27 protein-coding genes and 2 pseudogenes are annotated in these 24,171 nt (G+C 71.6%); 11 read left to right on the forward strand and 18 right to left on the reverse strand.

Features of this window, described 5'->3' with window-relative positions:
- Positions 1–23: 23 nt before the first annotated feature.
- The 9 genes from AB0J72_RS41620 to AB0J72_RS41660 form a co-directional block, all read right to left on the reverse strand.
- Positions 24–872: a PHP domain-containing protein gene (locus AB0J72_RS41620; RefSeq protein ID WP_354901451.1), complete on the reverse strand. Its 849-nt coding sequence runs from the start codon at positions 870–872 to the stop codon at positions 24–26.
- Between the two features lie 9 nt (positions 873–881).
- Positions 882–2,072: a hypothetical protein gene (locus AB0J72_RS41625; protein ID WP_363409755.1), complete on the reverse strand. Its 1,191-nt coding sequence runs from the start codon at positions 2,070–2,072 to the stop codon at positions 882–884.
- Between the two features lie 2 nt (positions 2,073–2,074).
- A complete protein-coding gene (locus AB0J72_RS41630) occupies positions 2,075–2,842 on the reverse strand; it encodes a SigE family RNA polymerase sigma factor (RefSeq protein WP_363409758.1) in 768 nt (255 codons plus the stop codon).
- Between the two features lie 80 nt (positions 2,843–2,922).
- A complete protein-coding gene (locus tag AB0J72_RS41635; protein WP_363409761.1) occupies positions 2,923–3,762 on the reverse strand; it encodes a PH domain-containing protein in 840 nt (279 codons plus the stop codon).
- 5 nt (positions 3,763–3,767) lie between these two features.
- Entirely contained in the window at positions 3,768–3,965 is a 198-nt protein-coding gene (locus AB0J72_RS41640) for a hypothetical protein (RefSeq protein WP_363409904.1), read from the reverse strand.
- Between the two features lie 98 nt (positions 3,966–4,063).
- A complete protein-coding gene (locus AB0J72_RS41645; RefSeq protein ID WP_363409764.1) occupies positions 4,064–4,744 on the reverse strand; it encodes a DUF6758 family protein in 681 nt (226 codons plus the stop codon).
- 19 nt (positions 4,745–4,763) lie between these two features.
- Entirely contained in the window at positions 4,764–5,381 is a 618-nt protein-coding gene (locus AB0J72_RS41650) for an RNA methyltransferase (RefSeq protein ID WP_363409767.1), read from the reverse strand.
- A 166-nt stretch (positions 5,382–5,547) separates the two neighbouring features.
- Complete coding sequence (locus AB0J72_RS41655) at positions 5,548–6,498, reverse strand: MFS transporter permease (RefSeq protein ID WP_363409770.1); 951 nt, start codon at positions 6,496–6,498, stop codon at positions 5,548–5,550.
- A complete protein-coding gene (locus tag AB0J72_RS41660; protein WP_354901445.1) occupies positions 6,495–6,902 on the reverse strand; it encodes a hypothetical protein in 408 nt (135 codons plus the stop codon). Before AB0J72_RS41660 ends, AB0J72_RS41655 begins: the two co-directional genes overlap by 4 nt.
- A 319-nt stretch (positions 6,903–7,221) precedes the next feature.
- Here AB0J72_RS41660 and AB0J72_RS41665 point away from each other — a divergent pair, with 319 nt between their 5' ends.
- Positions 7,222–7,716 (forward strand): MaoC family dehydratase, encoded by a 495-nt coding sequence (locus AB0J72_RS41665; RefSeq protein WP_344512166.1) that lies wholly within the window; start codon positions 7,222–7,224, stop codon positions 7,714–7,716.
- 21 nt (positions 7,717–7,737) lie between these two features.
- The gene (locus tag AB0J72_RS41670; RefSeq protein WP_363409774.1) at positions 7,738–8,496 is read left to right on the forward strand and encodes a DUF695 domain-containing protein; all 759 of its coding nucleotides are present in this window, start codon (positions 7,738–7,740) and stop codon (positions 8,494–8,496) included.
- A gap of 108 nt (positions 8,497–8,604) precedes the next feature.
- Here AB0J72_RS41670 and AB0J72_RS41675 read toward each other — a convergent pair whose 3' ends face one another.
- Positions 8,605–9,093: a hypothetical protein gene (locus AB0J72_RS41675; protein WP_363409777.1), complete on the reverse strand. Its 489-nt coding sequence runs from the start codon at positions 9,091–9,093 to the stop codon at positions 8,605–8,607.
- Positions 9,094–9,214: 121 nt separating this feature from the next.
- Positions 9,215–9,622 carry a DCC1-like thiol-disulfide oxidoreductase family protein gene (locus tag AB0J72_RS41680; protein ID WP_363409780.1) on the reverse strand — a complete coding sequence of 136 codons (408 nt, stop codon included), beginning with the start codon at positions 9,620–9,622 and terminating at the stop codon, positions 9,215–9,217.
- Positions 9,623–9,746: 124 nt separating this feature from the next.
- Here AB0J72_RS41680 and trxA point away from each other — a divergent pair.
- From trxA to AB0J72_RS41710, 6 genes and pseudogenes are all read left to right on the forward strand, one after another.
- Positions 9,747–10,100, forward strand: a pseudogene (trxA, locus tag AB0J72_RS41685) (thioredoxin); the annotation flags it as partial.
- Positions 10,101–10,328: 228 nt separating this feature from the next.
- Positions 10,329–13,355: an intein-containing Rv2578c family radical SAM protein gene (locus AB0J72_RS41690; RefSeq protein ID WP_363409783.1), complete on the forward strand. Its 3,027-nt coding sequence runs from the start codon at positions 10,329–10,331 to the stop codon at positions 13,353–13,355.
- Positions 13,356–13,400: 45 nt separating this feature from the next.
- Complete coding sequence (locus AB0J72_RS41695; protein ID WP_363409785.1) at positions 13,401–14,111, forward strand: hypothetical protein; 711 nt, start codon at positions 13,401–13,403, stop codon at positions 14,109–14,111.
- Positions 14,112–14,142: 31 nt separating this feature from the next.
- Positions 14,143–14,685: a potassium channel family protein gene (locus tag AB0J72_RS41700; RefSeq protein ID WP_363409788.1), complete on the forward strand. Its 543-nt coding sequence runs from the start codon at positions 14,143–14,145 to the stop codon at positions 14,683–14,685.
- A 10-nt stretch (positions 14,686–14,695) separates the two neighbouring features.
- Positions 14,696–15,430: a hypothetical protein gene (locus tag AB0J72_RS41705; protein ID WP_363409790.1), complete on the forward strand. Its 735-nt coding sequence runs from the start codon at positions 14,696–14,698 to the stop codon at positions 15,428–15,430.
- 135 nt (positions 15,431–15,565) lie between these two features.
- Positions 15,566–15,979 carry a CoA-binding protein gene (locus AB0J72_RS41710; RefSeq protein WP_363409793.1) on the forward strand — a complete coding sequence of 138 codons (414 nt, stop codon included), beginning with the start codon at positions 15,566–15,568 and terminating at the stop codon, positions 15,977–15,979.
- Here AB0J72_RS41710 and AB0J72_RS41715 read toward each other — a convergent pair.
- A complete protein-coding gene (locus AB0J72_RS41715; RefSeq protein WP_344512149.1) occupies positions 15,957–17,162 on the reverse strand; it encodes an acyl-CoA dehydrogenase family protein in 1,206 nt (401 codons plus the stop codon). The two genes, AB0J72_RS41710 and AB0J72_RS41715, sit on opposite strands and share 23 nt — an antisense overlap.
- A gap of 121 nt (positions 17,163–17,283) precedes the next feature.
- On the opposite strand from AB0J72_RS41715, the gene AB0J72_RS41720 reads away from it, so the two are divergent.
- Positions 17,284–17,487 (forward strand): DUF4190 domain-containing protein, encoded by a 204-nt coding sequence (locus AB0J72_RS41720; RefSeq protein ID WP_344512147.1) that lies wholly within the window; start codon positions 17,284–17,286, stop codon positions 17,485–17,487.
- A gap of 28 nt (positions 17,488–17,515) precedes the next feature.
- Here AB0J72_RS41720 and AB0J72_RS41725 read toward each other — a convergent pair whose 3' ends face one another.
- Together AB0J72_RS41725 and AB0J72_RS41730 are read right to left on the reverse strand one after the other, a co-directional pair.
- Positions 17,516–18,427 (reverse strand): SDR family NAD(P)-dependent oxidoreductase, encoded by a 912-nt coding sequence (locus tag AB0J72_RS41725; protein ID WP_363409798.1) that lies wholly within the window; start codon positions 18,425–18,427, stop codon positions 17,516–17,518.
- 106 nt (positions 18,428–18,533) lie between these two features.
- The gene (locus AB0J72_RS41730) at positions 18,534–19,475 is read right to left on the reverse strand and encodes a CoA ester lyase (protein WP_363409801.1); all 942 of its coding nucleotides are present in this window, start codon (positions 19,473–19,475) and stop codon (positions 18,534–18,536) included.
- Positions 19,476–19,550: 75 nt separating this feature from the next.
- Between AB0J72_RS41730 and AB0J72_RS41735 the strand changes: the two genes are divergently transcribed.
- Positions 19,551–20,369 (forward strand): SDR family NAD(P)-dependent oxidoreductase, encoded by an 819-nt coding sequence (locus tag AB0J72_RS41735; protein WP_363409804.1) that lies wholly within the window; start codon positions 19,551–19,553, stop codon positions 20,367–20,369.
- Between the two features lie 13 nt (positions 20,370–20,382).
- Here the strand turns inward: AB0J72_RS41735 and AB0J72_RS41740 are convergent, their stop codons facing one another.
- Genes AB0J72_RS41740 through AB0J72_RS41750 form a run of 3 tightly spaced genes read right to left on the reverse strand, consistent with a single transcriptional unit; the run spans position 20,383 to position 22,216 of the window.
- The gene (locus AB0J72_RS41740) at positions 20,383–20,871 is read right to left on the reverse strand and encodes a hypothetical protein (protein ID WP_363409807.1); all 489 of its coding nucleotides are present in this window, start codon (positions 20,869–20,871) and stop codon (positions 20,383–20,385) included.
- A 20-nt stretch (positions 20,872–20,891) separates the two neighbouring features.
- Positions 20,892–21,497: an AmmeMemoRadiSam system protein A gene (amrA, locus tag AB0J72_RS41745; RefSeq protein ID WP_363409810.1), complete on the reverse strand. Its 606-nt coding sequence runs from the start codon at positions 21,495–21,497 to the stop codon at positions 20,892–20,894.
- Positions 21,494–22,216: an HAD family hydrolase gene (locus tag AB0J72_RS41750; protein ID WP_363409813.1), complete on the reverse strand. Its 723-nt coding sequence runs from the start codon at positions 22,214–22,216 to the stop codon at positions 21,494–21,496. The genes amrA and AB0J72_RS41750 overlap by 4 nt, the downstream gene beginning before the upstream one ends.
- Before the next feature lie 118 nt (positions 22,217–22,334).
- On the opposite strand from AB0J72_RS41750, the pseudogene AB0J72_RS41755 reads away from it, so the two are divergent.
- A pseudogene (locus AB0J72_RS41755) lies at positions 22,335–23,177 on the forward strand (DMT family transporter); the annotation flags it as partial.
- 119 nt (positions 23,178–23,296) lie between these two features.
- Here the strand turns inward: AB0J72_RS41755 and AB0J72_RS41760 are convergent.
- Positions 23,297–24,154 carry a PhzF family phenazine biosynthesis protein gene (locus AB0J72_RS41760; protein WP_363409816.1) on the reverse strand — a complete coding sequence of 286 codons (858 nt, stop codon included), beginning with the start codon at positions 24,152–24,154 and terminating at the stop codon, positions 23,297–23,299.
- Positions 24,155–24,171 lie beyond the last annotated feature (17 nt).

Consider the following 24,171-nt stretch of genomic DNA (forward strand, 5'->3'; position numbering starts at 1 on the left):
GGCCGAGCCGCTTCGCTGCCCGGTCATGCGACCACACCGGACCCGGTCGCGGCCGCCACGATCCGCTCGAACACCTCGGGTGCCGTGGTGCGGGCGCCGAGGCGGACGGTCTTGTTGGTGCCGTGGTAGTCGCTGGAGCCGGTGACGACCAGCCCGAGCCGGTCGGCGATCGCCCGCATGTGCGCCCGCTCGGCCGGGGTGTGGTCGGTGTGGTCGGCCTCCACCCCGAAGAGCCCCTCGCCGGCCATCTCCTCGATCGCCACGTCGGGGACGACCGGGCCGCGGATGCTGGCCCGCGGGTGGGCGAAGACCGGCACGCCGCCGGCCCCGAGCACCAGCCGGATGGCGTCGAAGACGTCGAGGTCCTCCTTGCCCACCCGGTACCGGTGACCGAGCCACTCGGGAAGGAACGCCTCCGACACCGTGTCGACGAGTCCCCGGCGCATCAACGCCTGCGCGAGGTGCGGGCGGCCGACGGTGCCGCCGCCGGCGTGCTCGAGGACCTCGGCCCACGTGACGTCGATGCCGTCGGCGCGCATCAGGTGCACCATGCGCTCCGCGCGGGTCTCGCGGGACGCCCGGATGCGGGCCATCTCCCCCGCCAGGGCCGGCTCGGCCGGGTCGAACAGGTACGCCAGCAGGTGCAGCGAGATCGGCCACGGCCCGCCGTGCCACCGGCACGACAGCTCGGCGCCCGGCACGAGCGTGAGCCCGGGCGGGCGGGCGGCGATCGCGGCGGCCCACCCGGAGGTCGTGTCGTGGTCGGTCAGCGCGACGACGTCGAGCCCGGCGGCGGCCGCCTCGGCGACCAGCCCGGCCGGGCTCGACGTGCCGTCACTGGCGGTCGAGTGACAGTGAAGATCGATCCGCACCCAACAAGGTTAGAGCAGTTCGATCAGCACGACGCCGTCGCTTTCGACGTTGAGCTCCTCGGAGACGCCGGCTGCTCCCGTCGGGGTGATCACGCGGAACTTGCCCCCGCTGTCGACCACGAACGTCGTGGCGTTCATCCACACCGTCTTCGTGGTGACGGTCAGGGTCCAGGTCTTCACCGCTGCCGCCGCCGTCGCCGCGTCGAAGACCTTCTTCAGGTCCAGCATCGCGACCTGCTTGAGGCCGTCGACCGGGTACGCGAGCCAGTGCCCGTCCGGGGAGACCCGGCCGCCGGCCTTCGCCGCCACCGGCAGCCCGCACCGCCGCTGCGCGACCTTGAACGGCTGGTCCAGGGTCAGCATCGCCAGGCACATGCGATCGTCCTTGTCGCCGGGCTTCACCTCGGCGTAGACGCTCTTCGTCCCGGTGTCGACGCCGAAGATCCGCACGACGTTGGCGTCCCACGACTGGGTGTAGGCGCGGCCCGAGAACCAGACGTCGTAGCCGGCGCCCTCCTCGCGGCCGAGGAGCAGGTCGGAGCCGACGAACCCGACCGCGACCGCGGTCTCCGGCACGTCCGCCGTCACCTGCTCTGTCAGCTGCTGCTTCTTGGTCTTGTCGTCGGTGGTGGTACGCGTGGCGACGGTGACCTTGCCCTCCTGCGCCCACGCGACCTTGTCGCCGCCCTTCGCGACGGCGATGTTCGACGCCTTCTTCACCAGGACCTGCTGCTTGTCGTGGTCGTCCTGGAGCACCAGCTGCTTGTCGCCGTCGGCCTCGGTGTTGACGACCAGGTAGCCGTCCTTCGCCTTGTACGCGGCGGCGACGGTGCCGTTGTCGGGCAGCTTGAGCCGCACCGTGGTGGACGGCTGCGCGTCCCCGTCGATCGCGGGGACCTCCTTGCCCACGGCCGGCGGCGCGGTCTGCGTGGTGAGGGTGGCCTGCGGCTGCGAGCTCTGCGGGTCGTGGTCGCCCTGCGCGACCGGCGCCGAGGGCGAGCCCTGGCCGATGACGTGGAACGTGGCGATGGCGGCGACCGCCATGACGACGAACGCGGCGAACCCGGACGCGGCGACGCGCCGGCGCCGGCGGACCCGCCCGGCGTTGCGGATGGCGACGTCGGCGATGCCGTTCAGCGACGTCGGCGGCGCGGTGCCCGCCTTCGCGTTGAACGCCTCGCGGAGCGCATCTTCGATCATGGTCACGTCACCAGTCCCACTTCCACCGGCCCGGAGGTCTCCACCAGAACGGCCTCGCGTTCGGGCATGTCGCACTCGTCTTCGGGTGCGGGCTGCTCCTTCGGCACGTCTTTCTCTGCCTGTGCGGTTTTCGCCACGTTCGCCGTCAGGGCGGACATCTTGGCGTTCGCCGTGGATCTTGCCGTCGCGGACAACGCCGCGTTCGCCGTGGCGGGTGTTGCCGGCCTGAGCCGCACCGTCGGCGGTCTCGCCGGCCTGGCGGCGGGCTCGATGCCCTCCGCGCTGAGCCGCTGGCGCAGCGTGGCGAGCGCCCGGGACGCCTGGCTCTTCACCGTGCCGACCGACACGCCGAGCAGGCGGGCCGTCTCGGCCTCCGACTGGTCCTCGTAGAAGCGCAGGACCAGCACGGCGCGCTGCCGGTTCGGCAGCTCCCGGACGTGCCGCCACAGGGCGTCACGCTCCAGGCTCTCCTCGACCCGGTCCGCGGCGACGGACTCCGGCAGGATCTCGGTGGGGCGTTCGCCGTGCCACCGGCGCCGCCACCAGCTCGTGGAGGTGTTGACCAGGACCCGGCGCGCGTAGGGCTCGACGGCCTCGATGTGGCCGAGTCGCTTCCACGCGAGGTAGGTCTTGGTCAATGCGATCTGCAGCAGGTCCTCGGCGGTCGCCCAGTCCCCGGCGAGCAGGTACGCGGTGCGCAACAGCGCACTGGACCTGGTCTCGACGAAATCACGGAAGTCTTCCTCACGGAACCCCGCCTCGTCCGGCACCGCCGCTCCCTCCCCCGCTCCGCCCACCAGGCAAGACGCGATGGAGGGGCGGCACGGTTGCAACCCCGGAGAAAAAGTTTCTAGGTTCCGTCGTCCTCGACGCCGGCGGCACGGCCCAGGCGGGCCTCGACGGCCTCCGGCTCGTACATCTCCTCGACGATGCGCAGGTAGAGCTCATTCGGGTTGGGCAGGTTGCGGATGTTGCGCAGCGCCTGGTCCTGACCGGCGGACTCCAGCTCGAAGTGTCCGTAGCCGAACATGCGCCCGGTCAGCGACTGCACGTATTTCATGTCGGTGACCCGCAGCAGCGGCATCATGGCGACATTGCGGGTGAAGATCCCGGAGACCACCATCACCCGTTTGTTGGTGAGGATGAATCGGTCATACCACCAGTCGGCGACCCGCCACGCGCAGTACAGGATCACGACGGCCCAGATGACCAGGACGACGGTGCGCAGCTGCGTCTGGTTGTGCTTGGTCAGCCAGCCCGCGATGTAGCCCATCGCGATCGTGGCGGCCACGGCGATCCCGCCCTCCTTGGCGAGCTGGATCCAGTGCCGCTTCCACTCGCCGCGGAACTTCTCGGTCGGGAAGAGATAGCGGGCCGCGTGCCGGCTGGCCTCCTCGTCGAGGGGCGCCATGCGGCTGCCGGGCGGCACGGAAGGGCCGGTGTCGGCGCCGCCGCGCAGGCCGGAGAACTCGTCCTCGGTGAAGGTCGGCGGGCCTTCCTCGACGTAATAGTCGCCGCGGTCGTAACCGCCGAGGGTGGCCGACTGGGCGCCGTCGCTGTAGGGGTCGTGGTCGGCATAGTCGGCGGGGCCGGGATTCGCGGGACGGGCCCGCGGGATCGGCTCGGTGTCGCGATCTTCCCAGCGACGTGCACCCGGTTCTTCGGCGGAAGGCTCAGGCCCGGTGGACATCGCAGTCAGGCAACCAGACTGGAGAAGAAGTCCCCGAAACCGGTGGCGATGTCCATGATGCCGCCGCCGATGGACTTGAAGACCTCGGCCGCCGACTGCGGCCGATATGCCACAAAGAAGATGAGGAAAGCAATGCTTCCCCAGGTGAGGACCTTTTTGACCATTGCCGTCAATCCCCTCCCCACGGCGTCGTGCACCTGCACCGCGGCGAACTCAGCGTATCAGTTGCGCGGCACACGGTGAATGTATGGCGCGCCGACATCGACCCCATCGACCAAGGGTCGATCCTAGTCGTGAACTTCTACGCCTTGCCGTGAAGATACGGCGACGGCGCGCCGTAGACGAGATGGGTTGGCACATCGTCGGCGAGATCGTGCAGGTCGAGCTCCTCCTCCAGGAGGTAGCCCGCGGCGGCCGGCCACGTGACGACGTAGAGCCACACGCCCATCGCCTCACCGACGTAGGCGCAGCGGTCCTCGGGCGACTTCGCCATCCACAGCGGCGTCGGCCAGCCGGCGGCGCGGACCTTGGCGTGCGCGGTGGTGGTGGCGATGTCGCCGTCGAAGAACGGGCCGGGGTCGGTGCCGGGGATGCCGGCGAAGCGGGTGCCCAGGCCGATGCCGGGCTCCTCCGCGATGATCACGCAGTCGGCGGGCCCGTGCTCGACCGGGCCGGGGCCGCTGCACGCGACGGCGGTGGCGCGCACGCCGGAGCGCTCGTCGCCGACCCAGCCGACGCCGGTCACGGTCCAGCCGGTCGGCAGCGGCCACGGGCACCACAACGGGGTGGGCCGCCGCTCGCCGGCGCGCTGCGCCGCGGCGACCAGCCTGGCCTTCGCCGCCTCGACGATCTCCGGCCCGATGTGCTGCGCGACGTGCAGCGGCAGCACTTCGCCGTCCTCATCGCACCTCCACTCGGAGTGCATGAGGTCCGGTGACCGCACCGGGCCGCCACAACGGGGACAGCTGACTGCGACGCCCATGTACCCACGGTAATGGGTCCTATGGGCTGTTGTCGCCGTACGCCCGGATCCAGGTGTGCATCGCGATCCCGCTGGCGACTCCGGCGTTGATCGACCGGGTCGAGCCGTACTGCGCGATGGAGTACACGGCGGCACATGCCTTCCGGGCAGGTTCCGAGAGGCCAGGACCCTCCTGACCGAACAGCAGCACGCACCGGCGGGGCAGCTCGGCCCGCTCCAGCGGCAGCGCGCCCGGCAGGTTGTCGATCCCGATCACCGGCAGGTCCTGCGCGACCGTCCAGTCGAGGAACTCCTCGACCGTCGGATGGTGCCGGACGTGTTGATAGCGGTCAGTGACCATTGCGCCGCGCTTGTTCCACCGGCGGCGGCCCACGATGTGCACCTCGGCGGCGAGGAACGCGTTGGCGTTGCGCACGACCGTGCCGATGTTGAGGTCGTGCTGCCAGTTCTCGATGGCGACGTGGAACGTGTGCCGGCGCCGGTCGAGGTCGGCGACGATCGCGTCGAGCCGCCAGTACCGGTAGCGGTCCACGACATTGCGCCGGTCACCGGCCGCGAGCAGCTCAGGGTCGTAGTGGGGATCGGCCGGCCAGTCGCCGTCCCACGGCCCCACGCCGATGTCGTCGTCGTTGTGCATCTACCGTGAATCCCCGGGCCGACACTCATTCACCCTGTGGCGCTCACCCGATACGCTACGTTCCTTGCAATCGCAGACCCGGAGGGGATTGCCGAAAATGGTCAAGAAGGTCCTCACCTGGGGAGGCATTGCCTTCCTCATCTTCTTCGTCGCGTATCGGCCGCAGTCAGCGGCCGAGGTGGTCAAGTCCATCGGCGGCGCCCTGATGGACATCGCCGGTGGCTTCGGTGACTTCTTCGCGAGCCTGTTCGGCTGAGCCGTCCGGCTCCGGCCGCCGCAGCAGCCGGCGGGTCCAGCGCACCGGTGTGACCTTCTCCAGGGGCAGGAAGCACGCCATCGCCACCTGGTGCGGGACGAACGAGATCGTGATCAGGCAGAAGGTCACGAGGTGGAAGGCGTAGAAGCCGGCGACGACCGCGGCGCGCACCTTCGGCTTCACCACGAACACCAGTGGGCTGAGCAGCTCGAAGCCCACGATGCCGATCTGGCTGGCCGTGGTGAAGCCGGGGATGCCGAGCAGCCAGTGCGCGAGCACGGTGCCGCGGCGGATGAACGCCCTGGTCAGGGTGGCGCCGGTCAACCATTCCAGCCCGCCGAAGCGCAGCTTGGCGAGCGAGGACAGGAAGTACGTGCAGACGACGCCGATCTGGGTGAGCCGCAGCGCCCATCCGCCGGCCTCGGTGAGCTCCTTGTCGCCGTGCCTGGCGCGGCCCGCGGCCGGCAGCACGGCGAGCGCGACCAGCAGGCCGAACCTGTCGTGGTCGATCTTGCCGTAGCTCATCGCGACGATCATGTACTCGAGGTACAGGACGAACACGCTCCAGCCGAGGAGCCGGTGCGCGCGGCCGGTCGCGGCGGCGAGGCTCAACGGGATCAGCGCCCAGTAGATCGTGCCGACCACCAGCGGGGTGGGCGTGGGCAGCGGCAGCACCTCGCCGACGACGAGCGGCTGGTACAGGTTGCCGGGCAGGTCGCCGTGGCTCTTGATCCAGGCGCTGAAGAAGACCACGTCGAGGGCGACGAAGACGTAGACCAGGGTGCGGAAGGCGGCGATGCGCCCCTTCGGCACCGGCTCGAAGAGCCAGTCGCGCAGCTTGGCCACGGCCTTGTGGGTCATGATTTCCACCTGGCGAGCACGACCTCGGTGATCACGCCCGTCGGCTGCGCGTTGCGCAGGTGGTGCTGGACCTCGACGATGTCGACCTCCACGAGGGGCGGCTTGCCCGGGTTGCGGGCGGCGTAGGCGTCCTGGACCGAGCGCAGCAGGCTGGGGTCCGCCTTGAACCGGTCGATCTGCGCCTCGATCTCGGCCCGGCGCACCCCGGCGTTGCGCTCGTCGAGCACGATCCGCTTGCCGGTGGTGTCGACCCCGTCGGTGCGCAGCACCAGAACCGGCTCATTGGGCTTGTCGGCGATCGCGAACATCTGGAACGGCGCGAACGGGAACCAGAAGTCGTTGCCGACGAGCGTGCCGGCGAAGGTCAGCACGACGACCACCAGCGTGACCGCCACCCGTGTCACACGCCCCCGCGTGCTCAACCGTTCCATCGGCGCCAGACTTTACCGTCCGCCGTCTCGCGCCCCGGACGCCCACTACGCTGTGTAGTGAGACCATCGGCACACTCCGTAGTACTTGCGCTCAATTTTCGTCTCATTTCTATAACTGTGATCTGCGTCTCTATACGGAGCGTTGCCTTCGCGACCAAGATACTGATCACACAGCGTGGGCGGCGGGCGCCAGGGAGGGCCCCGCCGCTCACTGCGTTTTTGTCACACTCGGCTGAATTTCCCGTCCGTACCCGGCATGCTTGCAGACCCCACAACGACGAGGGAGTCGCTGATGCAGTTCGGCCGGTATTTCGAGGAGTTCGAGGTCGGCGCCGTCTACCGGCACTGGCCCGGCAAGACGGTCACCGAGTCGGACGACCACCTGTTCTGCCTGCTGACGATGAACCATCACCCGCTGCACCTCGACGTCCACTACGCGGAGACGTCGACGCATTTCCAGCGCAACGTCGTGGTCGGCAACTACGTCTATTCGATTCTGCTCGGCATGTCGGTGCCCGACGTGTCCGGTAAGGCGATCGCCAATCTCGAGGTCGAGTCCCTGCGGCATACCGCGCCGACCTTCCACGGTGACACCATCTACGGCGAGACCACGGTGCTCGACAAGCGCGAGTCGGAGTCCAAGGACGACCGCGGCGTGGTCACGGTGCAGACCAAGGGCTACAAGCAGGACGGCACGCTGATCTGCGTCTTCCGGCGCAAGGTCATGGTGCCGAAGAAGTCCCACGCGGGGCCGGAGATGCCGAGCTTCCCGGAGCCGCGCGAATGACGCTCGTTTAGGAGGACGGCAGTGGGGTTGCTGCGCAGGCTGCTGGGGCGCGAGCCGGCATGGGTCGAGCGGTGGGCCGTATATCCCGGTGAGATCGGTGCCGGGCTGGCGATGTACAACATCGACCTCGGCGCCGTCGAGGCGGCTCCGGTGGCGCGGCTGCCGCAGCGCTTCGACGTTGAGTTCACCTACGCCGGTGACGGCGCCAGCGGCATGCCCGCCGAGTCCGAGCTGGGCGCCATCCACGCGCTCGACGAGGCCGTCCGGCAGGCGCTGCGCGGCGCCCGCGGGGCGATGGTCGGCCGGGTGGTGACCGCCAACACCGGGCGCATCACCGGTTACCTGCCCGAAGGCGCGGTCGCACCGACCCTGCCGGAGATCCCCGAGCTGTCCCCGACCGGCCGGCTCGAGTCGGACCCGGGCTGGAGCAGGGTCCGCGAGGAGCTCACCCCCAACGGCTGGCAGCGCAACATCATGGAGGACAACCAGGTCGTCCAGGAGCTGGAGGGCCACGGCGACCGGCTGAGCCAGCCGCGGCCGGTCGAGTTCCTCGCGTACTTCCCCGATACCGACCGCGCCGAGGCGGCCGCGCAGGAGCTGCGCGACCTCGGGTTCGCGGTGACCGTCGAGCGCGGCGACGAGGCCGACTTCGTGCTGCAGGCGATCCGGCGGGACGCGGTCGAGCCGCCGGCGCTGCACGAGGTCACGTGGGAGGTGCGCGCCGTCGTCGAGCGCCACGACGGCGCCTATGACGGCTGGGGCTGCATGGTGCAGGCCTGACCGCTCTTGTGTGCGTTTGCGGCTTCTGTACGGCGGCGGGCGTGTTGGAGGCCAGCCGGATGAGAAGGTTTGCCCAGCCCACCCGACCGGCGACCGCCGGCGCGTCCTCTACTGGCGGTGCAGAGCCAGCGCCAATTCCCTGCCGATCTCGTTGACGAACTCGCGCTCGGCGAGCAGGATCTCCACCCCGCCGAGCCGGATCACGCCGGGCCGCCACGCCGTGCGGCCGACGCTGGCCGCGACGTCCATCAGCCACTCGCCGTAGGCGAGCGCGACGTCCGCGCCCAGCCGCGCGGCCAGCATCCGCACGGCCGCGCCACACTCCGCGAGGACACCCTCACGGTCCAGCGGCTCGGTGCCCGTGACCTGCTCGTGCTCGGCGAAGATCGCCGCGACGACGCCCCGGACGAGCAGCGCCCGGGAGCGCTGGCCCGCCGCGATGGCCTCGACCCCGGCGACGGCGTCGACGTTGTCGTCCCCGGCGCTGGCGACGACGAGGACGTGGCGGGGCAGCCGGACGAGCCGGTCCCACTCGTGCCTTTGCAGCGGCAGATCGACCCCGGCGCTGGGCTGGCTCGGTGTGGGCTGGCTCGACATGGCGTACCTCCCACTCGCGAGCGTATGCCGAAAAGCCCGGCTCAGCCGCAAATCTCCGGGTTTGCCCCTTACTTGCTCGCGGTGCCGCACTCCCGGCTCAGCCGCCGGGTGGGCTTCCGGGTCAGCGCCCCGCTCGGGCGGGGTGGTTCGGCGGCAGCGCGCAGGCGGCGGTCCCGCCGGGCATGCGGTGCCGGTTGCGGGCGACCCACCGGTACACCGGCCACGCCAACGCCGAAACGAGCCGCAACCCCAACAGTGCACCCAGCGGGCGCCACAGGAACCGCCCGGCCGGTCCGGGCACCGAGCGCAGCATGTCGGCGATCGCGACCGGGCCCGCGGTGGGCGCGCGGCCGGCGGTCACCCACTGCACGGCGGCGCCCGCCTCGTCCTCGGTGACGCCGAGCTCGTCGAGGTCGGCGAACTGCCACGCCACGACATGCGCGGCCGGCCTGACGCGCCGCTCGATGAACCGGGCGCATGATGAGCAGAACGCGCAGTCACCGTCGAAGACGAACGTCGGCCGATCCATGTCCTCCATCATGGATCACGCGCCGGCCCGCGCCATCGTGAGCCCCGCCACCGGTTGGGAATGCCCGTAAGGGGTACGTGGTTATGACGGTGCGTACCCGACCGCCCGAAAGGATCGGACAGACATGGCAACCGTTGAACTGACCGCCGAGAACTTCGCCGAGAAGGTCGGTGGCGAGGGCATCACCCTCGTCGACTTCTGGGCCGAGTGGTGCGGGCCGTGTCGTGCCTTCGCCCCCACGTTCGAGAAGGTCTCGGAGAACAACCCGGACCTGATCTTCGGCAAGGTGGACACGGAGGCGCAGCAGGAGCTCGCGATGGAGTTCCAGATCCGCTCCATCCCCACGCTGATGATCGTGCGTGACGGCGTCGCGGTGTTCTCCCAGCCGGGCATGCTGCGCGAGCAGCAGCTCGAGTCGCTGATCCAGCAGGTCCGCGACCTCGACATGGACGAGGTGCGGGCGCAGATCGCCGAGCACGCCGCCAAGCACGACGCGCCCGCCAAGGCGGCGCCGGCTTCGGCGAAGGCCGACACGAGCAAGACCGAGGCGGCCAAGGCCGACACGAGCAAGACCGAGACCGGCGAGGCGGAGACCGCGAAGGACCCCGAGGCCAAGCCGGCGGGCGTCACGGAGCGCGAGAACGCTGTGGGCGAAACCGTCGAGGCGTAGCTTGCGGTTCGTTCGTACACGTGTTCGAATTGGCGTGTGCGATGGGACAACCTGAAGGCGACTGGCGGTCCCGGCACCGGTGACGCCGGGCCAGTGCGAGCGCTTCCGCTCGCACTACCCGGGGCCGTCGCCCGCACCTTCGACACCCCCGAGTTCCGCGGTGTCACGTTCTACGAGGTGCAGGCAAAGTCCCTGATCAACCGGGTGCCGGGCCAGTCACGTGTGCCGTTCGAGTGGACGATCAACCCCTACCGTGGGTGCTCGCACGCGTGTGTCTACTGCCTCGCCGGCGACACCGCGATCCTCATGGCCGACGGCACCACCCGGCCCCTCGCCGACCTGCGCCCCGGCGACGACATCATCGGCACGGTCCGTGACGGACGGTTGCGACGCTATGTCACGACGAAGGTCCTCGCGCACTGGTCGACCGTCAAGCCCGCGCACCGCGTCACCCTCCACGACGGCACCACCCTCGTCGCGTCCGGCGACCACCGGTTCCTGTCCGACCGCGGCTGGAAGCACGTCACCGGCGCCCGGCACGGCCGCGCCCGCCGGCCGCACCTGACCACCGCCAACCGGCTCACCGGCTTCGGCGCTCTCCCCGAGCGTCCCCGGGTGACCCCGGGTTACCGGCGGGGTTATCTGTGCGGGTTCGTCCACGGCGACGGGCACGTCGGCCCGGTCGCGCCCGCCGCGCTGCGCCGGGCCAGGGCCTATGCCACCGCCTGCGGCGGGCTGCACGCGATGGCCGCCGACGACCGGGAGTTCGCCGGCGCCAGCGTCCGCGACACGAGCGCCGTCATCGACTGGCCCGAGATCCCCACCCGCGCGTGGCGGCAGGGGTTCGTCGCCGGGCTGTTCGACGCCGCCGGCGACATGTCCGGCGAGCTGCCCGCCTTCGACCTGGTCGACAAGGTGGTCGTCGACTGGCTCGTCGAGTGCCTGACCGTCCTCGGCTTCGCCACCGTCACCGACGGCACGCTGACCAGGGTCCTCGGTGGGGTGCGGGAGCGGCTGCGCTTCGGGCTGATGTTCGCCCCGGCCACCCCCACCGGCACCGTCGCCGGCGAGCTCGTCCGCGGCGACGAGAGCCTGCGGGTGACCGCGATCGAGCCGCTCGGCGTCGACGTGCCCATGTTCGACATCACGACCGGGACGGGAGACTTCATCGCGGGCGGCGTGGTCAGCCACAACTGCTTCGCCCGCAACACCCACACCTATCTCGACCTCGACGCCGGCCACGACTTCGACTCGCAGATCGTGGTCAAGGTCAACGCCGGCGAGGTGCTGCGCCGCGAGCTCTCCGCCCCCTCGTGGACCCCCAGGCACCTGGCGATGGGCTCCAACGTCGACTGTTACCAGCGCGCCGAGGGCCGCTACCAGCTGATGCGCGACATCCTCGCCGCGCTCCGCGACCACGCCAACCCGTTCTCCATCCTCACCAAGGGCACCCTCATCGCCCGCGACCTCGACCTGCTGACCCAGGCCGCGCAGGTGACGACCGTCGGCGTCTCGATGTCGATCGGCTTCGTCGACGAGCCGCTGTGGCGCTCCGTCGAGCCCGGCACCCCCAGCCCCCGCCGCCGCCTCGACGTGGTGCGCCGCCTCGCCGACGCGGGCTTCGCCGTCGGTGTCCTCATGGCCCCGATCCTGCCCGGCCTCACCGACGCCGCCGAGTCGATCGACACCACCGTCGCCGCCCTCGCGGCCGCGGGCGCCGCCAGCGTCGTCCCCCTGACCCTGCACCTGCGCCCGGGCGCCCGCGAGTGGTACCAGGCCTGGCTCACCCGCGAGCACCCCCACCTCGCCCCCCGCTACCGCCAGCTCTACGGCGACGGCGCCTACGCCGGCCAGGCATACCAGCGCGAGGTCGCCGCCCGCGTCCGCCTCGCCTGCCGCCGCCACGGCCTGTCCACCGGCGACACCAGCACCACCCGCCAGCTCTCCGCCGCCCCACCCCCACTCACCGCCGACACCTTGCCGCTGCCCTTCCCCCCAACCACCACCGACCCGCCGGCAAGGAGCACCACACCACAGCCGACAACCACCCGCGACCCGGCCCCGCCGCTCACCCACACCTCTACCGGACCGCCGAGCAGCAGGTCTGCAAGCAAGCCTGCGACCACCACCGAGCCGTTACCGCTGCCCATCAGCCCGACCGCCACCAGAGCGCCTGTGGGAATTGCCACGCGGCAGCCTGCGGCCACGGGCGACCCAGCACCGCCGAACAGGCCCACCGACACCCCGCCGCAGCCCACCGCCCCAACCACCAACGGCGCCCCGGCGAGCAGATCCACCGACGGTCCGGCAACCACCACCACGCCCTTACCGCTGCCCATCGGTCCAGCCTCCGCCGAAACGCCGGCGAGGAGCGCCACACCACAGCCAGCGGCCACGACCGACCCAGCACCGCCGAACAGGCCCACCGGCCGGCCGGCGACCACCACGCCCTTGCCGCTGCTCATCGGCCCAACCTCCACCGGATCGCAGGCAGGGAGCGCCACACCACAGCCAGCGGTCGTGGGCGACCCGGCCCCACCGCCACCGCTCACCCGCGCCTCGACCGGCCCACCGGCAGGGAGCGCCACATCACAGTCGACCACCACCGGCAGCCCAGCACCGCCGCTCAACCACACCTCCGCCGGACCGGCGAGCAGCAGGTCTGCACGCGAGCCTGCGACCATCACCGAGCCGTTACCGCTGGCCATCGGCCCAACCTCCGCCGAAGCGCCGGCAAGGAGCGCCGCGCGGCAGCCGGCTGCTATGGGCAACCCAGCCTCGCCGAACAGGTCAACCGGCGGGCCTGCAACCACCACCACGCCCTTACCGCTGCCCATCGGTCCAACCTCCACCGGAACACCGGCAAGGAGCGCCACGCCGCAGCTGACCACCACCGGCGACCCAGCACCGCCGGGCAGCAGGTCTGCACGCGAGGCTGCGACCACCGCCGAGCCCTTGCCGCTACCCGTCAGCCCAACCCCCACCAGAACGCCGGCGGCACCGGTTGTGGGAGGGGGCCGGGCGGGGGTGGTGGAGGTGGGTGAGCAGTTGTCGTTGCTGTGATCGGCGGTCAGGAAACGGTCAGCTAGCGTGCATAAGCTCGGTTGTATGCGTGCTCGTGCCGGTGACTTCCTGGTGCTCCTCGCGCCGACCCTGGTGGTCGGCGTGTTGGTGCCGGTGGTGACCAGAGACGACCCGGCCGCGTACGTGCCGGTGCTCCTGGTGTTGCTGATCGTCGCGACGATCGGGATCGCGTTCGGGTTGATTCTGCTGGCGCACACGACGCGGGGGCCGTCGACGTTCGCGATCGTGGTGTGGCAGGAGCAGGCGGCGTTCCGGGTGCAGCCGAACTTCCGGCGGCAGTGCGTGTTCTACGGGGTGCTGGGCGCGGCGCTGGTGCTGATGGCGTTCAACGGGTTCCGGGTCGGGCACCTGTCGGTGCTGCGCGCCATGTCGTACGGGATCATCGTCCTGACCACGCTGTTCCTGCTGGTGCTGTCGGTCAGGATGCTGCGCAGCGGCCCGCTCGTGCTGACCTCGGAGGGGTTGGCGATCGACGGGGGGCGCTCGTTCGTGCCGTGGGACGCCCTGGGTGCCAGGGCGGAGTCCGGCGCGTGGGCGGTCGGCAGCCCCGAGCTGGTGCGGGGGCGGCGGGTGCGGGAGTTCCGGCCCGGCGAGGACGTGCCGCTCGAGGTGTCGCTGTACTTCCTGACCAGGGTCATCGACCTGTACGCCCGGCAGCCCGAGCGGCGCGCGGCGATCGGCACGGCCGAGGAGCTGGAGCGGCTCCGGGGCGCGCTCACCCGGCAGGTCACCTGACCGCACGGCCGCCGTGGGGCACGGTGGAGCTGTGCGGAGACCGGTCCGGCGCGTCGCGTGCACGCTCGCGGCCGCCGGGTTCCTGTATTACCTGGTCCCGCTGCGCCTGATGCGCACCGCGGGCGACTGGGCGCAGGCCGGCGGCGCCGTGGTCCTGCTCGCGGTGCTGGTCGCGGTGTTCCGGCGGCAGCTGCTCCGGCAGGTCCGGACCGGCGGGCGGACCGCCGCGCACCTGGAGGCGCTGGTCAATCTACTGGTCGTCACCGTGTTGTCGTTCTCGCTGGTGTACGTGCTGATCGCCGGCCACGAGGGGCAGTTCACCGGGCTGGCCACGAGGACGGACGCGCTGTATTTCACGCTGTCGACGCTCGCGACGGTCGGCTACGGCGACGTGCACGCGGTGGGGCAGGCGGCCCGGATCGTGGTCATCGCGCAGATCCTGTTCAACCTCGTCTACGTCGGCGCCGCCGTCACCGTCCTCGGCGGTGCGGTCCGCCGCAGGATCGGCGACGCCGGCGCGGGCACCGACGGCGGGGCCGATCGGGTGACGCCGCGCGGGGACGGGAGTGGATAGCGTTTCGGCCATGAGCGCGCCACGTCGCAATCCGTCGAACTGGTTGTGGGTCGCGGTCCCGCCCGGGGTGACGCTGCTCGCGGGTGCGTTGCTGCTGGCGCTCGCGGCGCCGGAGGGCAGCTCGGTGCTGGGGCCCTTCGTGCTGGCCAACGCGGTCGTGCACGGCACCAACTTCGCCGTCAACGAGCTGCGCCGGCGGGACGAGGCGCCGGCGCGGCCGGGGTGGGAGCTCCACCGGCCGTTCCGCGAGGCGTGCGCGCGGGTCGGGCGGGTGTTCGCGGTCGGGTCGGTGGTGCTCGTCTGGGCGCTGCTCGCGGACGCCGGGCCGGTCGGCGCCGTGCTCGCGCTCGGCGGTGCGGCGGCCATGTACGTGTCCGGCGCAAGGGGCCTCCTGCGGCTGGTGCGCGACACGCCCTCGGTGCGGCTCACGGGAGACGAAGTGCGGGTCGGCGGCCGCTCGTACACCTGGAGCAGCATCGAACGGGTCGAGCTCAACGGCGACCGGGCGCATCCCAGGGTCGACCTGCTCGTCGCGGGGCGGTCGCGACCGGTGACGGTGCGGCCGGAGGACGTGGACGGCAACCTGCTGTTCCTGATGGACCTGATCGGCTACTACGTGGCGCATCCGGAGCGCCGGGCGGCCGTCGGCGAGCCGGGCGAGGCGGTGCGGGTGCACGCGCTGCTGCTCGGCGCGCGGCTGTCGGCAGGACTGACCGGCGGACCGACGCCCATCCGCGCGGTGTGAGCCGCTGGCAGGTCCGGCCAGCCGACGCTCATCCCCGCGCCACAAAAAACGCCGCGCGTCCCCACGCCGCGCGGTGCCGGCGACGGAGCGACCGCCCATCGCCGCGCGTGCATCGCCGCGCGCTACGGTCGAGGCATGCGCAGCGCTGAGCAGATCCTGCGGGAGTCGGCCACGATCGCCGTCGTCGGGGCGTCGCGGGACCCGTGGAAGACCGCCCACTCGGTGCCGCTGGCGATCCAGCGGCGCGGCTGGCGGATCATCCCCGTGAACCCCTTCGCGGACCAGATCTTCGGGGTCCGCGCGTACCGCAGCCTCGCCGACATCCCTGAGCCGGTCGACTTCGTGAACGTCTTCCGGCCGTCCGCCGACGCGACGCAGGTCGTGAAGGACGCGATCGCGATCGGCGCGCCGGCGGTCTGGCTGCAGCAGGACATCGTCTCGCCCGAGGGGCGCGCCCTGGCCGAGGCCGCCGGCGTCGACTACGTCGAGGACACGTGCATCGCCGTGGTGCGCGCCGTGCACGCGATCAGCGGACCCCGTACTCCTTGAGCAGCCCCCGGCTGATGATCGTCTTCTGGATCTCGCTGGTGCCCTCGCCGATGAGCAGGAAGGGCGCCTCGCGCATGAGGCGCTCGATCTCGTACTCCTTGGAGTAGCCGTAGCCGCCGTGGATGCGGAAGGACTCCTGCACGACCTCGGCGCAGTACTCGCTGGCCAGGAGCTTCGCCATGCCGGCCTCGACGTCGTTGCGCTGGCCGGCGTCCTTGAGCCGGGCGGCGTTGACCATCAGCGCGTGCGCGGCCTCGATCTTCGTGGCCATCTCGGCGAGCTTGAACGCGATCGCCTGGTGCTTGACCAGCTGCGCGCCGAACGTCTGGCGCTGCTGGGCGTACGCGATGGCCAGCTCGAACGCGCGGATCGAGATGCCGCACGCCCGGGCCGCGACGTTGACCCGGCCGACCTCGATGCCGTCCATCATCTGGTAGAAGCCGCGGCCCGCCTTGTCGGCGCCGCCGAGCACCGCGCTGCCGGGCACCCGGACGTTGTCGAGGACCATCTCGGTCGTCTCGACGCCCTTGTACCCCATCTTCTCGATCTTGCCGGGGATGGTGAGGCCGGGCAGCGCCTCGTTCTCGCCGAAGCCGGGCGTCTTCTCCAGCAGGAACGTGGTCATGTTCCCGTACACCGAGTCGGCGCCCAGGTCGGTCTTGACCAGGGTGGCGACGACGGAGGAGTACGCGCCGTTGGTCAGCCACATCTTCTGGCCGTTGATGACGTAGTCGTCGCCGTCCGGGACGGCCTTGGTGCGGATGGCGGCGACGTCGGACCCGCAGCCCGGCTCCGACATGGAGAACGCGCCGCGGACCTCGCCGGCGGCCATCCGCGGCAGGAGGCTCGCCTTCTGCTCCGCCGAGCCGTGCTGCGCCACCAGGTAGGCGACGATGAAGTGCGTGTTGACGATGCCCGACACCGACATCCAGCCGCGCGACAGCTGCTCCACGACCAGGGCGTACGTCAGCAGCGACTCGCCGAGACCGCCGTGCTCCTCGGGGATGGTGAGGCCGAACAGGCCCATCTCGCGCATGCCGTCGACGATGTCCGCCGGGTAGACGTCGTCGTGCTCCAGGTGCTGGGCGTGCGGGATGATCTCCTTGTCGACGAACTCCCGCACCGTCTCCAGAATCGACTGCTGCACATCGGTCAGACCGGGTGTCTGGGCGAGGCGGGCCATTGATCGACCTCCATTGGTCAGCGTCCTGCTTGTTACCGGCAGGTATGGAGGGAAGTATTCCGGCTCGGCCTGGCCCAGGCCAACGTGAGCAGCCCACACACCCCTGTGAAATGGTTCTCAGGTGGCCTACAACAAGATGGCGATCGCTGCCCTGGTCTGCGCGGTCCTGGTGCCGCCCTTCGGGATCCTGATGGGGCACATCGCGTGGGCGCAGACGGGCCGCACCGGCCAGCGCGGGCACGGGCTCGCGCTGGCGGCGCTGGTGATCGGCTACGTGGAGCTGCTGGTGCTCTGCGGCATCCCGATCGTGGCGCTCGGCTTCTGACGCCGGTGTGACGCCTCCGGCGCCCGGGTCACCGGTACTGGGCCTCGCGGACGCTGTTGCCACCGTCGATCACGAGCATCTGTCCGGTGATGTACGAGGCGCCGGGCGAGCACAGGAAGGCGATCGTCGCGGCCACCTCCTCGGGGGTCCCGGGGCGGCCCATCGGCGTGCCGAAGCCCTGCTTGAGCTCGACCAGCGTCGACGCGCCGGTGTGGATGATGCCGGGGGCGACCGCGTTGACGGTGATGCCGTCGGCGACGAGCTCCATGGCGAGGGCGCGGGTGAGGCCGACGACGCCGGCCTTCGCCGCCGCGTAGCCCGCCTCGGCGGGCAGGGCGTTGACCGGGCCGGCGGTGGCGGCGAGGTTCACGATGCGGCCCCAGCCGTGCTCGGCCATGCCGCCGACGAACGCCCGGCTGACCAGGAACGCGGTGGTGAGGTTGCGGTCGATCTCGGCGCGCCACTCCTCGTAGGTGAGCTGCGCGACGGGGCGCAGCACCTCGGGGCTCGCCTTGCTGGCCAGGCCCGCGTTGTTGACCAGGATGTCGACGGTGCCGACCTGGTCGACGATCGCGTCGGCCAGCGCGCCGACCTCGGCCTCGACGGTGAGGTCGGCGACGAAGCCGGTGACACCGAGCTCGGTGGCCCGGTCGTGGATGCGCCGGGTGGTGGAGACGATGGCGACCGCCGCGCCCATCGCCTTCAGCCGGCGGGCGGTGGCGTAGCCGATGCCGTCCGGGCTGCCGGCGCCGGTGACCAGCGCGACGCGGCCGTCGAGGCGGTCGATCGCCGTGCCCTCGTCCTCCGCAACCGGCTCCTCGGCGAGCTCAGGCCCGGACGACGGGACGGCCCGCAGGGTGCGGCGGGCCGAGGAAGGGCGGCTCGCGTCGCGCCGGTTGCCTTTGCCCGCGGGGCCGGTGGAACGTAGGTCGGGTGCCATAGGGCAAATCCTGCCTGCCCGAGCCGCTTCCGGGCAATGCGACACGGATTTCTCAGGCCGCCGGGTTGCCCGGGGCGCGCCCGACCGCCCGGGCGCGCGGGGTCGCTCAGGCGGGTGGGGTGAACGACGTCGTACGGGACATGCCGGCGGCGCGGCCCTTCGCGGAGATGACCAGGGCCATCTTGCGGGACGCCTCGTCGATCATCTCGTCGCCGAGCATGACGGCACCGAGCTTGCCACCGGCCTCCGAGGTGTAGTGCTCGTACGCGTCGAGGATGAGCTCGGCGTGGTCGTAGTCGTCCTGGGCGGGCGAGTAGACCTCGTTGGCCGCGTCGATCTGGCCGGGGTGCAGCACCCACTTGCCGTCGAAGCCGAGCGCCGCGCTGCGGGTCGCCACCTCGCGGAACGCGTCGACGTCCCTGATCTGCAGGAACGGGCCGTCGATCGCCTGCAGGTCGTGCATCCGAGCGGCCATCAGGATGCGCATGAGGATGTAGTGGTACGGGTCGCCCGGGTACCCGGGGATGAGGCCGCCGACGACGAGCGACTTCATGTTGATCGACGCCATGAAGTCGGCCGGGCCGAAGATGATCGTCTCGATCCGCGGGGAGGCGGCCGCGATCGCGTCGACGTTGACGAGGCCGGCCGCGTTCTCGATCTGCGCCTCGATGCCGATCCTGCCGACCTCGAGCCCCATCGTCTTCTCGATCTGGGTGAGCGTCAGGTCCAGCCACTCGACCTGCCCCGCCGACTGGACCTTCGGCAGCATGATGCAGTCCAGGTTGTCGCCGGCGCCCTCGACGACCTCGATGACGTCACGGTACGTCCACGGCGTGGTCAGGTCGTTGACCCGCACGACCCTGGTCTTGCCGCCCCAGTCGCCGTCGTTGAGCGCGGCCACGATGTTCTTGCGCGCGTCGGGCTTGGCCAGCGGCGCGACGGCGTCCTCGAGGTCGAGGAACACCTGGTCGGCCGGAAGCCCCTGAGCCTTGTCGAGCATCTTGACGCTCGAGCCGGGGACGGCGAGGCAGGACCGGCGTGGGCGCATGGCGGTGCTCCTTAGGCTTCATTAAGGGGACCTTCGCCACGGTAGCCTCGTCGCGTGATGGCGCAGAATGCCCCTGTGGGAGATCTCACCGGCCGTACGGTGGTGATCACCGGTGCCAGCTCCGGGATCGGCCTGGCGGCCGCGGTCGACATGGCCCGGCGCGGCGCGCACGCCGTCCTCGTCGGCCGCGACCCGGACCGGCTGAACGCGGCGGTCGCCCAGGTGGCCGCCGCCGGTGGGCGCACTCCCCCGGCGTACCGGGCCGACTTCAGCCGCCTCGACGACGTGCACGTGCTGGTGGATCAGCTGCGCCAGCGGTACCAGCGGATCGACGCCCTCGCGAACAACGCCGGCGGCGTGGTGGCCGGGCACGCCCGCACCGTCGACGGCTTCGAGCCGACCATCCAGTCCAACCACCTGGCCGGGTTCCTGCTGAGCCACCTCCTGCGCGAGCAGCTGCGCAGCGGCCGGATCGTCAACACCGCCTCCGCCGCCCACTCGATGGGCGCGATCGACCCCGCCGACCTGCGGGGGGACCGCAAGGCGGGGATGTGGAAGCGGTACGGCGCGGCGAAGCAGGCCAACATCCTCTTCGCCGCGGAGGCGGCCCGGCGGTGGCCCGACATCATGTCGGCGAGCTACCACCCCGGCTTCGTGCGCAGCCGCTTCGGCGCCGGCGTCGGGGTGAACCTGATGTCGAAGGTGACACCGTTCGCGAAGACGCCCGAGCAGGGCGCGGACACGCTCGTCTGGCTGGTGGCGACGCCCCGGCCGCAGCTCGTGTCGGGCGGCTACTACGAGAAGCGCAAGCTGATCAGGCCCAACGCGGCCACCGAGGACCCCCGGCTGGCGGCGCAGCTGTGGGACGCGAGCCTGGCCGCGGTCGGCTTCTGACGCCGCTCTTTCGTTACTTGGCGCCGCGGACCTTGTGCAGGCGGAAGGGGCGCTTCGGCAGGCGGGTCGCCGGGGTGGGCTTCGGCGGTGCGGCCTGCGAGTCGTCGGGCATCGGGACGAGCGGGGCGTCCTCGACCGGGGTGAGGCGGCTGACCACGCAGTCCGTGGCCCACCTGGTCGCGAGTTCGGTGCCGCCGTTGAGCCGCTTCCCGGCCAGCTGCGGCACGAGCTCCGCCCATGCCTCCCCGGCCGGGTCCATGCGCTCCACCGCCGCGGTCCAGGTGACGATCCGGCCGCCGTGGTCGCCGCGGAGGGAGACCTCGACGGTGCCGGCCTCGGCCAGGCCGGGGGCGGACTGCTCGCCGGGGCCGCTCACGACCAGCAGCGACCCGCCGAGCCACGCGCACCAGACCAGGTAGGCCGGGCCGGCGCCGGGCACGGCGAGCCAGGCGACGGCGGCCTTCTTGGCGGCCTCTTCGACCAGCGGTTCCACACCTGCCATCCAATCACAACGGCGGCCCGTCAGGTCGCCGCCGCCGCCCCGTTCAGCGGCGGGCGTGGGGAGCGGTCCTCGAACTCGGCCGAGGTGTAGGCCAGGGCCCGCAGGCCCGGCGGCCAGGAGGCCCAGCCGCCCTTGCGGAGCAGGGCGTCGAGGAACTGGGCGGCGGTCGGCAGATTGGCCCAGACCGCCGGCAGGAAGGTGGCGCGGCGGGCGCCGTCGGTCAGGATCAGGCCGTGCACCCCCGGCTCCAGGACCGCCAGCAGGGCCTCCCGGCTGCCGGCGGCGGGCAGGTCGGCGGGCTCGGTGAGGACGGAGACCTTGATGTCGAGCTCGGTCCAGTCGGCGGCGGTGACCGGCGGCACCCGCGGGTCGCGCATGGACCGCACCGCGTTGTCCACGACGTCGCGGTGCAGCGGGCGGGCCGGCTCGAGGCTGCCGACGCAGCCGCGGAGGGCGCCGGCCCGCTCGAGCGTCACGAAGGAGGCGCCGTGGTCGTGCAGGGGACCGGTCGACGGGATGCGGAACATGAGGCGCTCGCCGGTCAGGCGGGCGCGGACGGCGGCCGCCGCGAGTCCGGCCAGCAGCCGTCCGTCCTTCGGCGACAGAAGCCCTGGCGGCGCCGTCACCAGCCCAGCATAGGCGCGCCGATCGTCGCGGGCAGCGGCATACGGCCCACGACCAGGTCGGGGATCTGGTCGAGGCTGGTGATGCGGGCGCCGTCCCAGTCGAGGTCGGCGTGGAAGGTGAGGTGCCCGCCGAGGTCGGGCGCGTCGAGCTGGACGGCGGTGAGGCCGAAGCGACGGGCGCCGGTGAGCTCGTGCCCGCCGCCGTCGCCCACGTACAGGCATGCCTCGGGGTGGACGCCGAGGCGTTCGCAGGCCGTGCGGTACATCGCCGGGTGCGGCTTGGCGTGGCCGACCTGCGACGAGTAGACGCCGGCGTCGAAGAGGCGGCCGATGGGGGTGCCGGGCAGGACGGTCGGCAGCTCGAACCAGCAGTCGCTGACGACGGCGGTGCGGATGCCCTGCTCGCGCAGCCAGCGCAGGACGGGCTCGGTCTCGGGGCGGGGTGACGCGTCCTGCTGGAGCGAGGCGATGCGCAGCTCGGCGGCCTCGCGCAGCTGGGCGGGCGTGGGCTCGACGCCGAGCTCGACGCACAGCGCGCGGAGACCCGCTAAGACGCTGCCGTAAGCGCCCTTGGCCCGCGCGTCGAAGGTGCGGTCGAGGAGGCTGAGCCACGCCTCGGGGTCGACGCCGAGCACCTCGGCGGTCCTGCGATGACCGTCGCCGCGAACGACGGCGCTGGTGCATGTATTGAAGTAGTCGAAAAGGACAGCGTTAAACACCGTTCAGCCCTCCTGGCATCGTCCGAAAGTACGAATGCAGACCGCTCCGGTCTACTGCCTAAGAGCGCTACCAAGTGTCGGATCGCTGACAATTTTCACCTAGTGACAACATCGGCGCATGCGCCAGATCGGGTTAGCCGCAATTGCCGCCCTCACGGTCGCGATCATCGCGGTCTCGGCGTCGGCGCCGTTGATCGCCTACGCGGCCGCGCCCGCGCTCGCGATCGCCTTCTGGCGCAACGCGCTCGGGGTCGCCGCGATCGCCCCGGTGGCCCTCGCGGCGCGCCGCGAGGAGTTCCGGTCGCGGGCGATGCGCGTCAGCGCCGCGTCCGGCGTGCTGCTCGCGGTGCACTTCGCCGCGTGGGTGCCCAGCGCCAAGCTGACGAGCGTCGCCATGTCGGTGGCGCTGGTCAGTACGACACCCATCTGGACATCGCTGATCTCCGTCGTGCGGGGAGTGCGGGTCCCGGCCAGCACGTGGGCCGGGGTGGGCGTCGCCGTGGTGGGCGTGGCCCTGGCGACGGGCGCCGACCCGGACCTGTCGGGCCGCGCGCTGCTCGGTGACGCGCTCGCGCTGGCCGGCGGGATCGCGGCGGCCGGGTACACGATGCTCGGCGCCCACGCGCGGGGGACGATCTCGACCAGCACCTACGCGACCGTCTGCTACTCGGTCTGCGCGGCGCTGCTCGGGCTGGCGTGCCTGCTCGGCGGGCAGGAGCTGGGCGGCTACAGCACGCGGACGTGGCTGGCGATCGTGGCGATGACCGCCGGCCCCCAGCTGCTCGGCCACACCCTGATCAACTACGCGCTGCGCCGGGTGCCGCCGACGACGGTCGCCGTGCTGCTTCTGCTGGAGGTGCCGGGCGCGCTGCTGCTGGCATGGCTGATGCTCGACCAGCTGCCGGCGGCGCAGACGCTGCCCGGCATCGCGCTGCTGCTCGCCGGCGTGACGATCGTGGTGGTCGGCGGCCGGCGCGCCTCGACTCCCGCCGCGGTGCCCGCCGCGGTGCCCGCCGCGGTGCCCGCCGCGGTGCCGGCCGCCTCATCCGGATCGGATCAGCCCACGGGATCCGGGTCGGGTCAGCCCACGAACGGTGGCACGGTCATCTCGCCGGAGGCGATCGGCACGACGTGGCCGGCGACGGTCGCCGACACCGCCTCGCCGCCGGTGGCGGTGATCGAGCAGCTCAGCAGCGAGGGCCGGCGCATCTCCGAGCCCTGACGGATCTGGTACCGGCTGAGCCCGTCACCCGGCAGCAGCCCCGACGCGACCAGCCACACCCCGAGCCCCATCGCCGCCGAACCGGTCGCGGGGTCCTCGGCGACGCCGGCGTCGGGGACGAGGACCCGCACGTGAGCCTCGTGCCGCCCGGCGTCCCAGTGCAGGACGCTCAGGTTGTCGACGAGCCCGCCGGGCCGCAGCCGCCCCACCGCCTCGTCGGTCACGGACAGGAACGTGAACGGCAGCCCGCACCCGGCCTTGCGGGGCGCCGGCCCGACGAAGTCGGCCTCCGTCAGGCCGACGGCGGCGAGCAGCGGCGCCGGGTCGAGGGCCGGCTCGACGGTCGGGGTGCCGCCGGTGACGGTGGCGGTGCCATGCACGTCGTCGATGGTGATCGGCAGCAGGCCCGCGCCGCACTCCATGACCACGTCGGTGGTCTTGACCAGGCCGTCGCGGTGCAGGGTGACGGCGCAGCCGACGCTGGGGTGCCCGGCGAACGGCAGCTCGGTGCCCGGGGTGAAGATCCGCACCCGGTAGGTCGCCTCGGGCGTGGTCGGGCGCAGCACGAAGATCGTCTCGGACAGGTTGAACTCGAGCGCGATCGCCTGCATCTGCTCGCCGGCGAGGTGATCCGCGTCGAACACGATGGCGAGTGGGTTGCCGGTGAACGGCCGGTCGGTGAAGACGTCGACCACCTTGTACCGCAGCATGCTCATGCACAGAAGCCTAGGCG

Origin of the sequence: Dactylosporangium sp. NPDC049742, from assembly GCF_040674675.1 — a bacterium.
GTDB lineage: Bacteria > Actinomycetota > Actinomycetes > Mycobacteriales > Micromonosporaceae > Dactylosporangium > Dactylosporangium maewongense.

Excerpts from the sequence above, each read along its gene's own strand:
- AB0J72_RS41625 (WP_363409755.1), bottom strand. The coding sequence starts at position 2,072 with ATGATCGAAGATGCGCTCCGCGAGGCGTTCAACGCGAAGGCGGGCACC.
- AB0J72_RS41635 (WP_363409761.1), bottom strand. The coding sequence starts at position 3,762 with ATGTCCACCGGGCCTGAGCCTTCCGCCGAAGAACCGGGTGCACGTCGC.
- AB0J72_RS41645 (WP_363409764.1), bottom strand. The coding sequence starts at position 4,744 with ATGGGCGTCGCAGTCAGCTGTCCCCGTTGTGGCGGCCCGGTGCGGTCA.
- AB0J72_RS41650 (WP_363409767.1), bottom strand. The coding sequence starts at position 5,381 with ATGCACAACGACGACGACATCGGCGTGGGGCCGTGGGACGGCGACTGG.
- AB0J72_RS41655 (WP_363409770.1), bottom strand. The coding sequence starts at position 6,498 with ATGACCCACAAGGCCGTGGCCAAGCTGCGCGACTGGCTCTTCGAGCCG.
- AB0J72_RS41665 (WP_344512166.1), top strand. The coding sequence starts at position 7,222 with ATGCAGTTCGGCCGGTATTTCGAGGAGTTCGAGGTCGGCGCCGTCTAC.
- AB0J72_RS41675 (WP_363409777.1), bottom strand. The coding sequence starts at position 9,093 with ATGTCGAGCCAGCCCACACCGAGCCAGCCCAGCGCCGGGGTCGATCTG.
- AB0J72_RS41680 (WP_363409780.1), bottom strand. The coding sequence starts at position 9,622 with ATGGATCGGCCGACGTTCGTCTTCGACGGTGACTGCGCGTTCTGCTCA.
- AB0J72_RS41695 (WP_363409785.1), top strand. The coding sequence starts at position 13,401 with ATGCGTGCTCGTGCCGGTGACTTCCTGGTGCTCCTCGCGCCGACCCTG.
- AB0J72_RS41705 (WP_363409790.1), top strand. The coding sequence starts at position 14,696 with ATGAGCGCGCCACGTCGCAATCCGTCGAACTGGTTGTGGGTCGCGGTC.
- AB0J72_RS41710 (WP_363409793.1), top strand. The coding sequence starts at position 15,566 with ATGCGCAGCGCTGAGCAGATCCTGCGGGAGTCGGCCACGATCGCCGTC.
- AB0J72_RS41715 (WP_344512149.1), bottom strand. The coding sequence starts at position 17,162 with ATGGCCCGCCTCGCCCAGACACCCGGTCTGACCGATGTGCAGCAGTCG.
- AB0J72_RS41725 (WP_363409798.1), bottom strand. The coding sequence starts at position 18,427 with ATGGCACCCGACCTACGTTCCACCGGCCCCGCGGGCAAAGGCAACCGG.
- AB0J72_RS41730 (WP_363409801.1), bottom strand. The coding sequence starts at position 19,475 with ATGCGCCCACGCCGGTCCTGCCTCGCCGTCCCCGGCTCGAGCGTCAAG.
- AB0J72_RS41740 (WP_363409807.1), bottom strand. The coding sequence starts at position 20,871 with ATGGCAGGTGTGGAACCGCTGGTCGAAGAGGCCGCCAAGAAGGCCGCC.
- AB0J72_RS41760 (WP_363409816.1), bottom strand. The coding sequence starts at position 24,154 with ATGAGCATGCTGCGGTACAAGGTGGTCGACGTCTTCACCGACCGGCCG.